This window comes from Oryzifoliimicrobium ureilyticum (assembly GCF_037199735.1).
Classification (GTDB): Bacteria; Pseudomonadota; Alphaproteobacteria; order Rhizobiales; family Rhizobiaceae; genus Rhizobium; species Rhizobium ureilyticus.
This window is the reverse complement of the sequence record NZ_JBBBVQ010000007.1, coordinates 236,249-248,725: the sequence shown is the minus strand read 5'-3', so window position 1 is coordinate 248,725 and position 12,477 is coordinate 236,249. Positions and strand designations below refer to the sequence as shown.

The following is a 12,477-nucleotide window of genomic DNA, read 5'->3' as shown; positions in this document are numbered from 1 at the left end:
ACGTGGCGATATCCTGAGGGGTGAGCCCACTTACCGCCGATGCTGTCAATGCCGCAACCTGCGCGGTGCTCAGTTCTGCAACCTGCTGACTGGATAGCGCCGCAATCTGGCTGCTGCTGAGGGCGCTGACCTGACTGGAACTCATTGCATCGATCTGCCAGGAGGACAGGACCGAAAGTTGGTCGAGCGTCAACCCGCCGATCGCGCTTGGGGCTATGGAACTTGCCTGGGCCGTCGTCAGCACGCTGATATCTGCAGTGCTAAGAGAACCGAGCTGTGTTGAACTCAGTGCCTTGATCTGCACGCTTGTTAGCTGCGCGATATCATCCGTAGTCAAGGAGGCGATGGCAATCGTGCTGAGAGATCGTATTTGGCTATTTGTCAGAAACGGAATGATCGTGGTCATCGGATAACTCAAATATCAGTGACCGCACTTATCCAGCCGATCAATTTAAGGAGCTCTATCGGTAATGTCGCTGTTATCTCTGATGAAATAGCAAGGGGATCGCGCTCCTTCTCCGCCACCCATATATTGACGTCCGCGGTCAGATTAGTGCCGCTTCCTTTTCTGAGGCTTGCGAAATTATTCGTGAGAAAGCCTCTAAACACTGGATCATTGCGAAGAAGACATGAGTGTTGAAATGATTGATGCAACATACATTTATAGGCGTCACGCCCAGCCGCTGCTTTTGAGGGAGATCCCATGAATAACCTTGCACAGACAAAATCCGATCTAAAGGTGATGGCGATCGACATGGGCGGGTCGCATGTCAAAGTCCGGCTCAGTACAGGTGGAGAAAAGCGGTCCGCAGAGTCGGGGCCAAAGATGACCCCGGATATGATGGTGAAGGTCGTGAAAGATCTCTCAAAGGACTGGGACTACGACGTTATCGGCATGGGGTATCCAGGGCCTGTATCGAACAACATGCCAGCAACGGAACCGCATAATCTCGCACCCGGCTGGAAGGGCTATGACTTTGCGAAAGCATTTGGAAAGCCACTGCGGATGGCCAATGATGCACTGATGCAGGCGATCGGAAGTTACGAGGGCGGCAGGATGCTGTTCCTGGGACTTGGGACGGGTCTTGGATCTGCCATGATTGTCGAAAGCATCTGCCTGCCCATGGAGCTCGCGCATTTGCCCTACAAGAAGAAGAGAACCTTCGAAGATTATGTCGGCTTCCGGGGGCTCGATGCGCGCGGTAAGTCTAAATGGCGACGGTCTGTGACCGATGTCGTTGAGCGCTTAAATGCTGCGTTCGAGCCCGACTACACCGTCATCGGCGGCGGGAACGCAGACAAGCTCAAGAAGCTGCCGGATAGATGCCGATTGGGAGACAATGAAAACGCTTTTCTCGGCGGTTTTCGTATCTGGTTTGACGACAGCCTTAAATTCTAGATTTTCGTGGTTGCGACCTCTGATAACGAAAGGTCTCTCCGCCCGCAGTTCGGGCGGAGAAATGGTGGAATGTGTTTCAAGCTCACGTTTTTCTGTGACGGCGTTGATCTGAAATCAGTCCGATTGAGTGGGATTTGCTAACTGCGCGGCTGCAAAACCGGAAGCGGTTCAGCGCGGCCGACGATGAACGCATAAGAGAGGGCCCCTACCAAAGCCGCGCATGCAGCCATGATGAACGCAGGCGTATAGCTTCCGTTGAACTTGTCGAGCAGAAATCCAAACAGGAAGGGACTGATGATGCCCGCGATGTTGGAGGCAAAGTTCTGGATGCCGCCAATGGAGGCAACATGCTTGGAACTCGGCGCAACGTCGGCGGGAAGAGACCAGATTGCTGTCGCAGCAATTGCCAAGCTGCTGTAGGAGATGGCCAGGAACACGAGTGCAACATACACCGTCTCCACGAGTGCGGCCGGTAAAATGGCGGCGCCTCCCAACATTCCTCCAACCATGATGATCTTCCTGACCGTCGTAACGTTTGCCCCATTGCGGATGGCGCGATCGGCGACTGCGCCCGCAATCCAGGCTGTGACGATTGCCGCTAGTCCCGGCAGCATACCGTAGGTGCCGAGCTCCGCTAGGTTCAAGCCGCGTGCGGTTTTAAGGTAGGTGGGAAACCAGGTCAGGAAAAAATAGATGACAAAGTTCAGGCAGAAGAAGCCGATCATCATTCCCCAGACGGTGCGATAGCGGAAAAGGTCAATCCAGCGGATCTGCGTTGCTTCCGGACTGTCGCTATCCGAGGTTCGTCCGCCATTTTCGATGATATATTGGCGCTCCAGATCATTGGCACGAGAATGGTCGGAAGGATCACGATAAGTAAGGTACCAGAAGAACGCCCAAACAATGCCGATCGCGCCGAAGATCACGAACGAATAGTGCCAGGTTGCCAGTGCAATGATGGCTGTGACGATGGGAAGGGCAAGGACTGTGCCGACGCGGGAACCGGAATCGATAACGGCGGTTGCAAAGGCACGCTCGCTTTTCGGAAACCATCGCGAAGCCGCCTGTGTGGCGGATGGATAAGCCGGTGCTTCACCAGCGCCCAGTGCAAAACGGACCGCAAAGAAGCTCCAGAAGCTATTGGCAAGCGGCGTCAACGCGGTAAAGGCCGACCACCAGACGGCAGCAAGAGAAAAGCTCTTTCGCGCTCCCAACTTGTCCGTAATCCAGCCGGCAAGAAGCATCATGCCGTCGTAGGCCCAGAAGAAAGCCCCAAGGATCAGGCCTTTTTCGGTATTGGTCAGGTTCAGATTGAGTTCCGTGTCTATGACCGGTAAAGCCACGCTCATATTGGCGCGGTCGAGGTAATTGATTGCAATACCGACGAAACACATGAAGAGAACGAAGTAGCGAACTTTACTCGCCCCTGGCGGAGCGCTCTTAGGACCTTCCATAGATGTGAACCTCCCAGCATCTTTTAGAATAAGTACAAGCCTGGCAAACGAACATGCCAGGTGGAGTGCTCCCCATTTCGCCGGACAGATCAGCTATTGAGACAATGCTTTGATAAACTCCCTTGGGGAGGCCATCTTCAGCGCTGAGTGAGGATGGATTTCATTATAGTCTTCGATCCATCCGTCGATCTTCCGGAGGGCTGTTTCGGCGTCCGGAATGGGTGAGATGCGTATGTAGTCCCGCTTCAGGGTTTTGACGAAAGCCTCCGACATGCCGTTGGACTGAGGGCTGGCAACGGGTGTGAAGCATGGGATCAGGTTGAGGGCTTGAGCAAACAGCCTGGTCTCCCTCGCTGTGTATGCACTGCCGTTATCAGACAGATGTTCTATTGCATACGGGGCGCTGGTTGCAGCGAAGCGCTTTTCGACGGCCTCCAGCATCATGTCTCGAATGTCGGAGCCGGATATCCCGGCATTGGCGACGGCTGCCCATGAGATAATTTCCCGGTCAAACGCATCGATAATGAACGCGAGACGGACCACCTCGCCATTCCAGCAAGTGAACTCAAGCCCGTCCGAGCACCAGCGGAGGTTAGACCGCATCACCATGACCTTGCCGTCGTGGACACGACCTATTCGCACCGCAGTGTGTTTCTCAAGGATCATGGCGTGATTGGCCATGATGCGATGCACTCGCTTGCGATTGACGACGGGCAGATCGGCGGCTCGCCGCTGCCTGTTGAGAAGGGCAGCGATCCGCCGATAGCCGTAGGTCGGCCGAGCATCCACAAGTCTGCGAATGGCAGGCAGCAGCTCGGCATCGTCGGCTTTGAGATACGGCCCACGCGGCTTGGACTTGCCTTTAAGACGCTCGACGAGATTCGAACGCGATACGCCCAGGACATCCGCCACCGTCTTCATCGGGAACCGTCCTTCGGCAACAAGATCGGCCGCGATATCGGTTTTTTTGACTGGGCTTTGGAAAGAGCTTCGCGGAGAATCTCGTTCTCCAACGTCTTGCGCCCGAGGATGCGCTCAAGCTCGCGCACGCGATCTTCCAGCTTCTTCACCTCGGAATTGCCGATCACTGGCTCGTCAGAATCCACGGCCACCGCACCTCCCTCGCTCAGGAGCCTGCGCCAGCGATATAGAAGATTTGGCGCAACTCCATGTCGCCGAGCCGCAGAGGAAACCGTCTCCCCTTGGGCATAGCTTTCCTCGATGATCTGCAGTTTGCGTTCCGTTGTCCAGCGTCGCCGCTGGACGTCGCCGATCATCAGATCAACCTGTCGAAACTCGTTAGACATAAGCTTATCCTCAAGCCTGTGCTTGAGCCTTCCTGCTTATGCTGAGTGTCCGGTCGAAAGTGGGGGCAGTTCACCAGGAGACAACAACCCTAAAGGATGATCGAGAAATTCATACACGCTGCGATACCAGCGCTCGATATTTTAACAGATTTCGGGAAGATGCCGGTGCCGTGAGGGTCAACCTTTCCTCATGCCGAGCAAAAATCAAGGCGATCCGGTCATCGACCGAATAGTGGGATCGAGGGCGATTTGATCGCGGCCTCGCATTTTGGCAGCGTAAAGAGCAAGATCGGCGCGCCGATAGGCATCGGCAGGATCCTCTCCCGCATTCCCACACGCAATGCCCGCCGAAAAGGTGTAACGGAAGCTTACTTGGTCAGATAAAGGACTTGAGTGACGGATTGCAACGAGCATCTTTTCCAGCAAGGCCTCAGCATCGGCCGGGGCTGCGCCAGGAAGAAGAAGCAGGAATTCCTCACCGCCTACTCTGCCCAGGACGTCCGTCTTGCGGATCATGCGATGGATCGTGACAGCGAAATCCTTGAGGATGGCGTCACCGACGACATGCCCGAACCGATCGTTTATATATTTGAAGTTGTCGATATCGAGTACGCACAGGCATCCAACGGTCTTCCCGTTATCGTTGTTTTGAAACAGTAGCTCTTGGAGCTTGGTCATGACGAAGCGTCGGCTGGCGACGCCCGTCAATTCATCGGTCAGCGCTGCCTTGAGCGCCTGGTCGCGGTCTTGGCGAAGCGATCGTTCGTCGGACCTGATGGATGTAATATCGCTGGCAACGCAGAGCATCCAGCCACTGGCCTCGGTGGTCTCCGTCATCCAAAGCCAGCGCCCGTCATGCAAGTCTGTTTCAAACGCGCGACGCCCCGTTTTTCCGCGCCGGCTCAGCGTCGAAAGGAGCCAAGCATCAAAATCGGATGTCGCTAAGACTGTTCCGCGGCGGGCAAGGTAGTTTCGCCGCATCAACTCAGCCCAGAGTGGTTCTTCCTTTTCTCCGATGAACCATGCCTCACGAAATGCCTTGTTTGCATATCTGAGTCGGTCGTCAGGATCGAAGACTGCAACCATGACATCCGAAGCGTCAAGGAGCGTCGCCGTATGCAGAAGAATGCGCGCTTCGTCCAAGGGCTTCATGTCCTTAATCGCCTTTACGCCCATGGTTTACAATCTCCGGACGAAGAACTCAGTATTGCGGCCGACAGCCCTGCGTGTCCATCGCGGCGGCAATTACATACCTTAACGCGTAGTTTGCTTGACGCAATGATGTGGTGCTCATCTCCAGGGGATAAGGACGGTGAAAGTGCTGGAAGCCCGGTATCAGGGCCGAACGCCCAGGCTAAATGTCGGTTCAACACGTCCCGATCGACGCGTGCACGCGGTTTGAGCCCTTTGCCAAAAAAGTGAAAGCCGCAGGTGCAGAGAGGGTGGCTGTCGAGAATTGCTCCGCTACATCACCACGGGAACATTCAAGCCAAGGACGCGCTATCCCGATAATTGAGTTTTATGCTTTCGACCGAAGACCGGAAGCTTTGGGCCAACCGGAAGAAGATACCTCTTCATAAACAGGAGATGATAATGGAAGCGAATGCGAAAACACGCCGTAAAGCAGCGTTGAATACGCCGACGGGGCTGAGCGATCAGGCGGTGAAAGACATATCCGCCGGCGCGACGGCATTGCTTGCCGATGTCTTTGCTCTTTATCTCAAGACCAAAAACTTCCACTGGCATATGTCCGGCAGACATTTCCGTGATTTTCACCTCATGCTGGATGATCATGGCGAAGAACTGTTCAATATCACGGATGCGCTTGCTGAAAGGGCGCGTAAACTCGGCGGGACCACATTACGGTCCATCGGCGATATTTCTCGCAAGCAGCGCATCAAAGACAATGACGCTGATTATGTCGATCCCAATGACATGCTGGCGGAGTTGCGGGAAGACAACAGCGCACTCGTCGCGAGCATGCGTTCGCTCCACGACACCTGCGACGAGCACGGAGATGTAGCGACCGCAAGCCTGCTTGAGAACTGGATCGATGAAGGCGAGAAGCGCATCTGGTTCCTGTTCGAAATTCTTCGCGGATCGAACGCCTGAGAAGATGGAAAAACAATGAGCTGCTATCCTCCGATAGCAGCTCATTCATATTCACACATCTAAGCTCGATGCAGCCAAATTACTTCGCTTCTGGCTGGCCCGACTTTCCGGCTTGCTGAAGAAGAGCTGCCTCATCAGCGACGATCGAGGCTGCTTCCTTTTTCAATACATCCTTGGCGTTCTTTCGCGCGTTTTCCATGGCGATATCAGCGCTTAAGCTGCGCTCATTGCCCTGAAGACCATCATCTGCAGGACGGAGCACACCATCGCCGGATTGGTCGCGTGACTTCAAGCGGTTTGTCATCGCAGTCATTTCGTTGCGACGCACGGTTTCGTTCAGCGATATCGTCTGTTTTTCCCTCTGCGCCTTCAATTCTGCAGCGTCTTCAATGAAGCGCTGATAGTCGGGATCCTTTTCGACACGTGCATCATGCCGGCTCTGCAATTGTGGAAGAAGTGCCTTGATATTTCCTTCGAGAGCGTATTTCGCCGGCTTGATCTGCGCCCACGGCAGAGCGTTGTCATAGCTTTGCTCCCCGAGGGTTTTCGGGTCGGAAAGGCCTGGCAAGCTGATATCGGGTGTAACGCCCTTGAGCTGCGTCGTTCCCCCGTCTATGCGGAAAAACTGCGCAATCGTGAGCTTCAGCTGGCCGAGTTTAGGCTTGCTGTTATGCGCCACCTGGTCGAGATCGACAACGGTCTGCACCGTTCCTTTACCGAAGCTTGGCTCCCCTATGATCACGCCACGCTGATAATCCTGGATGGCTGCGGCAAAAATTTCCGAGGCCGAAGCCGAGCCGCGATTGATCAAGACGCCGAGCGGGCCGGTCCACACCGGTGTCGGCAAATCGTCTCCCTGTATCTTGATCTTGCCGTCCGTATCACGTTGCTGAACGACAGGTCCGGCTCCTACGAAGAGTCCTGTCATATCGATCGCCTCGGAGAGCGATCCGCCGCCGTTATTTCGAAGGTCGATCAACACACCGTCGACTTTTTCCTCCTTGAGCTCGTCAAGAAGCTTGGCCACGTCGCGGCTGGCACTACGATAACCCTGGTCGCCTTTGCGCCGTGCATCAAAGTCTTCGTAGAACGCAGGAAGCGTAATAACGCCGATCTTGCGCGATACCCCGCCTTCCTCGACGGGAACGATTGATTTCTGCGCTGCCTGCTTCTCAAGGCTGATCTTGTCGCGGACAAGGTTGATGATCCGGTGGGTCGCGTTGTCTCCAGCCGCTGCCGGCAAGATATCCAACCGAACGACAGTGTCTTTGGTGCCGCGGATCATTTGCACGACTTCATCGAGACGCGTGCCCACCACTTCCTTGATCGGTCCTGCATCTCCCTGGCCAACCCCGATGATGCGGTCGCCAACTTCCAATTTGCCTGAAAGTTGCGCAGGACCACCGGGGACAAGTTCACGAATGGTCGTATAACCGTCCCGTTCCTGCAGAACAGCGCCGATGCCGACGAGAGACAGCTTCATCGATATATCGAAATCGGCTGATGCAGCAGCGCCAAAGTAGTCCGTATGAGGATCGACGGATGTCGTATAGGCTTCCATAAATTGCTGGAAGACATCGTCGCTCTTGTATGTGTAAACGCGGTCGAGAATGTTCTTGTATCGCTTGTCCAACGTGTCTTTGATCGCTGCATCAGATTGGCCTGCGAGTTTAAGGCGTAGCCAATCGTTTTTGACCCGCTTGCGCCAAAGATCGTCGCTTTCTGCCTTGGACTGCGGCCACGGTGCATTTTCACGATTGATTGCGAAATCTTCCTGCTTGCCGAAGTCAAAGCCTTGCTTCAGCAAGTCCCGTGAGAACGTCATGCGATCGACCAGTCGCTGCAGATAGAGATTGAAGATTGAGAAGGGGACCTTCAAATCCTGATGTTCGATGGCATCATCGATCTTCGTGCGGTCAGCCATGATCTTGTCGATGTCAGCCTGCAGAAAAAAGCTCCGCTCCGGATCCAGATATTTGATGTAGCGATCCATGACCTTGGCGGACAAAGCGTCATCCAGTGCGACAGGCTTGTAGGCATAGCGCGTTAAAAATTCCGCGCTCAGATGCGCAGCCTGCCCCTGAGTTTGAGACGGCGACAAGACAGGCGGCGGCGCTGCGTCAAGAGCATAGGCAGAAGGGGCGATGGCAAGGAAAATGCCAAACAGGCTATAGACAAGACGCATTTCGACGTTGATCCAATTTGCAGTGGCGACAGTTGTGGGGATATTCAATGGAGAAAATAAGGTCTTTTAGCAACCAATACCGACAATCCAATCTATGAATGATTCGCGTGGCTGCGCACAAACCTGTGATCAAACATATCGCGTGGTCTCTTTGTCGGTTTGATCGGAAGGCCGTACGGACACTATCTTGGCTTTATCGCGCCTTCGCCCTAATTGCCTGCCTGCTACCTATTCGCTACATTCCGCTCATCAACACGGGAGGGTAGAACTACCTTGCAGGAATTGAAACCGCAAAGCGCTGAGACAGCGGACAGCAGCCTGCTGCCCACCACCGGTGAACTGGAGAATAAAGCGGCTGTCGTCACAATCGTGCTGCCTCCAGAACGTGTTGCAGAAGCTGAGGAAATTTCAGAACGAACACGATTGGATGACCTGGAAGCGGCAAACCTGGTGACGTTTGGTCAAGAGGCGGTGAGTTCATTCAGCGCCAAACTGGATGCAATCCTCGTTCAGTTGACCAATGCCCAGTCTCCCGTTCTTTTTGAACTCTTCAGAACCATTCGTGACGGCGTAAACGGCGCAAATCTCAGGGAGCTCGAGGTCGAAATCCGCTCCAAGCTCAATGGAAATATCCTGGACCGCATTTTGATGGCCATTGGGTTGAAAGACCCAGCCGAGCGGCTGAAGCGCGTCGGTGACGAAGTTCGCAGCCTGCTGCAAAGCAAGGCGAAATCACTGTCAGACCTCATTCGTCCGCTCGAAGCCAAGGTCGATGCGGAGAGCGTGAAGCTGGTGGAAGAGGTGTCGCGCATGGGCCAACTTGCCGATGCCTATCGCGATGCCATCGTCTCGCTTGGCGTCTTCGTAGAAGCCGGCAGGCGCATCGTGACCCAAAGCGAAATGCAACTTGATCACTTAAGAGCCGAAGCAGCGAGCGGCGATCCTCTGCGTGTTCAGACTGCTCGAGACCAGGGCCAGAAGCTCGAGATATTCCGCAATCGGCTTCTGGTGCTTGAGACAGCCTACGCCAAAGCGCCCGCTGATTTGGATTCGATAGGAATCGCAAGAGGAGCTGCTTTAGCGACGCTTGCCGAAACGGTCTCTTCCGCAAGTGCAGAATTCAATGACATCAAGTCGGTTCTCCTTCGGCTTCACGTTCTTTTCCAGATGCAGTCGATCCAGCAAATGAACGAGATGCGACGAGAACTGCGCTCCTCCTTGCAGCAATACGGGATGGATGTTCTCAGCGACGTCTCGATCAAGGCTGCCCGTTCCTCAGGCGAAAACCGTCTTGCCGATGCGGAATTGGTGCTGGGTACAGCCCAGAGATTAAGAGCGATCGCTGATAAGGTTGTCGCCGAAGGCGAAAAGAATAAACAACGTTATGCCGAGGCGCGTTCCAAGCTGGAGCAGGCGCGCAGCCTCATTACAAATCGGCCGATTTAGCACCGGAGCAGCTTACGGATGGCAACCTTCAATCTCTCCAAGGGACAGTCTTTCCAAATCCAAAAGGAAATCGAGCTTGTGCATTCGGGCCTTGTCTGGGATTCGCCTGAGGGCGCGGGCCCGGCCTTCGATCTCGATGTTCACTGTTTCGCACTGATTCATCCGTGCGGAGATGCAAGCCGCGCGCGTCTTTATAACGATGGTTCCCATGCTCTTTGTTATGCGTTCGTGCGTGGTCCGCGTAATCCGGAAGGATCGCTGATAAAAAACGCCGATGGATCTTTCCAAACGGAGGACGGATCTATGTGGCACGAGCGAGACGACCGGACGGGCAGGGGCGGATCGGCTCATGCTGAGAAAGACGACGATGAGGATGAAGTAGGCAGCCATCATGGCGAGGGCTTTCGCGAAGAATTCAAAATTGTGCTCGGAAAACTACCGTCCGAGATTTCCGAGTTGGCGGTCTGGGCGACGATTCATGACGCGGAGCGCAAACGTCAGGATTTCGGAAAGGTCAAGAACGCCTTTATCGAAGTGTGCGATTCCATGGACGACGAACTCTGCCGCTATCAACTGACCTCTGAATTTGCAGGAAAAACCACAATTCAGGTCGCGTCCTTCCTGAAGCAAGAGGACGGATCGTGGAAGTTTCATGCGGTCGGAGCTGGCTCGAATGCAGGGCTTGGCGAAGTCATCAACGCCTATCTTACATAGGACGATCACGTGCCCCCTGCCGATGACAATGAACGAAAGTCTTTGCCTCGGGTGCTGTTCCAAGAGGCTAAGGATGCCGGTGATATTTCGGCGCATCCCAAAATTCCATTCGGCAAGCCTCTTCCAATGAGGCCTAGCTCGCCCGACATGCCTCGCATTATTATCGGTGGTGTGATGAGGCGCCGTATTGACTGTACGGAAGAGGACTTGCGTAAACTTGATGCTACGGCGAGCGGGGATGTTCTCCGGTCAGCGCTACGACTGATTGCAGCGGTTAATCTCGATGACCATGAGTTCGACGACGTGGTCCGCTTTGGAAGCCAAGTGCAGCAAGAGAATGCCTCTTTATGTGAACGGCAATTGGCACTTGCGGAAGATCAGACACTTCAACAGGCAAAACAGCTGTCTACCGATCTTCTTTATCATCTAAAATCTGTCGATCCCGCTCTTTTATTCAAAGGAACAGACGGCACCTTTCATCGGATCATTTCGATATTTGCCGGTCAGTCGGCGGCTGGACGTTACGACAGGCACACCAATGCTATCGCTGACATCGCGGCGCAACTGATGCGACTGGAACCCAGCCTTCTGACGCTAGAGAATGAAATGCGGTCCCTGCGCAAACGAGGGGACAAGATATCCTGCTCGCTTGAAGCTCATATTTTGGCCGGCCGTTTTATCGTCAGCTATATTGATGAGAAAGTGGCGCAGGATCCGGCTCTGGCCGCACATTACGCGACGCAACAAAGTGCGTTGGAGAACCGGACTAGCTCTCTTTCGGCCTCTGTGGCTTCCGTGCCTGTCGCCCTGAAGACATTGGACATTCTTATAGATGCAGTCGGGAAAACCCGCGCCTTTTGCGACGAGATGCTTCGGCGCGATTTGCCTGCCTGGCAAGCCAGTGTCGCCACAGCCCTTGCCATGCAGTCACAGCAACCAGATGCTTCAATCGACGTTTCCGAGATCGAACGTCGCTACGCGCAACTTCTTCACTCGTTCCTACGAAAGGATCTTCAATGACGACGTTCAGACTAGAGAAGCCAGAGGAAGAATTGCGGCGCGTTGGCTTTGTTTTGGAAAAGCAAGGTATTCACGAGCGGATCCCGGCTCAGGTCGGGCTGAATATCGACGTTTCCGGATCGATGGCTGGACTTTTCAACAACGGGATCGTTCAGGCGGCATTGGAACGTGTTCTGCCTGTCGCGCTTTATTTCGATGACGATGGACGAATCGACACCTGGGTATTTTCCAACGGCGACCGAATGGCATCTTTGACGCCGGTGACTGCCTCGACATACCAAGGGTACATTCAGCGCGAGATCATCGACAATCAGCATATCGCCAGCATTCTGTGGGGCGGAACGGCGTATGCACCCGTCATTCGGTCAAACCTGATGACCTATGGACTACTTGAAGAGCACAATGCCGGCGGGCTACTCGGTCTGATCTTTGGGCAGACCCGAGATGAGTTTGGCGAGGAAACCCGTTCAGGCGTGCCTGCCATCAATTATTTCCTAACAGACGGAATGAATGCCGATCCGGATGCAGCCTGGGAGCTGTTGTCTGAAGCTGAACACGCTGAATCGCAAATTTATTACGTTATGGTTGGAATAGGCCATGACGATTTTACCTTTCTGCGGCGTGCGGCAGAAGAGTTTCCAAATGTCGGCTTTGTGAGCGCAGAAGATCTCGGCAAGTTTGTCGGCAGCGAAGACGCTTACGAAAAGCTTCTTCCTGCGGAGCTTTGCTCGTGGTTGAAGCACGAGCATGATGGCGATGACGACCATCATTGATATTTCAGTTGTTCCGCTTGGATGATTGGGCGGAACAACCATTGAAGGGCTGATGAGAAAATTTGCG

The 12,477-nt window shown here is 54.3% G+C and carries 11 protein-coding genes; 6 read left to right on the top strand and 5 right to left on the bottom strand.

The window, feature by feature from the left end:
- Positions 1–406: hypothetical protein (locus VQ830_RS12260; protein WP_337268381.1), on the bottom strand; the 406-nt coding region annotated here is incomplete at its 3' end.
- Positions 407–703: 297 nt separating this feature from the next.
- Between VQ830_RS12260 and VQ830_RS12255 the strand changes: the two genes are divergently transcribed.
- On the top strand, positions 704–1,399 hold the full coding sequence (locus VQ830_RS12255; RefSeq protein WP_337268380.1) for an ROK family protein: 696 nt from the start codon (positions 704–706) through the stop codon (positions 1,397–1,399).
- A gap of 137 nt (positions 1,400–1,536) precedes the next feature.
- Here VQ830_RS12255 and VQ830_RS12250 read toward each other — a convergent pair whose 3' ends face one another.
- The 3 genes from VQ830_RS12250 to VQ830_RS12240 all read right to left on the bottom strand — a co-directional run bounded on the left by VQ830_RS12250 (position 1,537) and on the right by VQ830_RS12240 (position 5,312).
- On the bottom strand, positions 1,537–2,853 hold the full coding sequence (locus VQ830_RS12250; protein ID WP_337268379.1) for an MFS transporter: 1,317 nt from the start codon (positions 2,851–2,853) through the stop codon (positions 1,537–1,539).
- 93 nt (positions 2,854–2,946) lie between these two features.
- A protein-coding gene (locus VQ830_RS12245; protein WP_337268378.1) for an IS3 family transposase occupies positions 2,947–4,160 on the bottom strand; the annotation gives its coding sequence in 2 pieces (ribosomal slippage) (positions 2,947–3,824 and positions 3,824–4,160; 1,215 coding nt in all).
- 204 nt (positions 4,161–4,364) lie between these two features.
- Positions 4,365–5,312 carry a sensor domain-containing diguanylate cyclase gene (locus VQ830_RS12240; RefSeq protein WP_337268377.1) on the bottom strand — a complete coding sequence of 316 codons (948 nt, stop codon included), beginning with the start codon at positions 5,310–5,312 and terminating at the stop codon, positions 4,365–4,367.
- Between the two features lie 441 nt (positions 5,313–5,753).
- Here VQ830_RS12240 and VQ830_RS12235 point away from each other — a divergent pair, with 441 nt between their 5' ends.
- Positions 5,754–6,272, top strand: coding sequence for a Dps family protein (locus VQ830_RS12235; protein ID WP_337268376.1), 519 nt, complete (start codon positions 5,754–5,756; stop codon positions 6,270–6,272).
- 79 nt (positions 6,273–6,351) lie between these two features.
- Here VQ830_RS12235 and VQ830_RS12230 read toward each other — a convergent pair whose 3' ends face one another.
- Positions 6,352–8,457, bottom strand: coding sequence for a carboxy terminal-processing peptidase (locus VQ830_RS12230; RefSeq protein WP_337268375.1), 2,106 nt, complete (start codon positions 8,455–8,457; stop codon positions 6,352–6,354).
- A gap of 273 nt (positions 8,458–8,730) precedes the next feature.
- On the opposite strand from VQ830_RS12230, the gene VQ830_RS12225 reads away from it, so the two are divergent.
- The 4 genes from VQ830_RS12225 (at position 8,731) to VQ830_RS12210 (ending at position 12,410) form a co-directional block, all read left to right on the top strand.
- Positions 8,731–9,903, top strand: a complete 1,173-nt coding sequence (locus VQ830_RS12225) for a Toxic anion resistance protein (TelA) (protein WP_337268374.1) — start codon at positions 8,731–8,733, stop codon at positions 9,901–9,903.
- A gap of 18 nt (positions 9,904–9,921) precedes the next feature.
- Positions 9,922–10,617, top strand: a complete 696-nt coding sequence (locus VQ830_RS12220) for a TerD family protein (RefSeq protein ID WP_337268373.1) — start codon at positions 9,922–9,924, stop codon at positions 10,615–10,617.
- A 207-nt stretch (positions 10,618–10,824) separates the two neighbouring features.
- Positions 10,825–11,637 (top strand): toxic anion resistance protein, encoded by an 813-nt coding sequence (locus tag VQ830_RS12215; RefSeq protein ID WP_337268372.1) that lies wholly within the window; start codon positions 10,825–10,827, stop codon positions 11,635–11,637.
- The gene (locus VQ830_RS12210) at positions 11,634–12,410 is read left to right on the top strand and encodes a VWA domain-containing protein (protein WP_337268371.1); all 777 of its coding nucleotides are present in this window, start codon (positions 11,634–11,636) and stop codon (positions 12,408–12,410) included. Before VQ830_RS12215 ends, VQ830_RS12210 begins: the two co-directional genes overlap by 4 nt.
- The last annotated feature ends 67 nt before the right edge of the window (positions 12,411–12,477 follow it).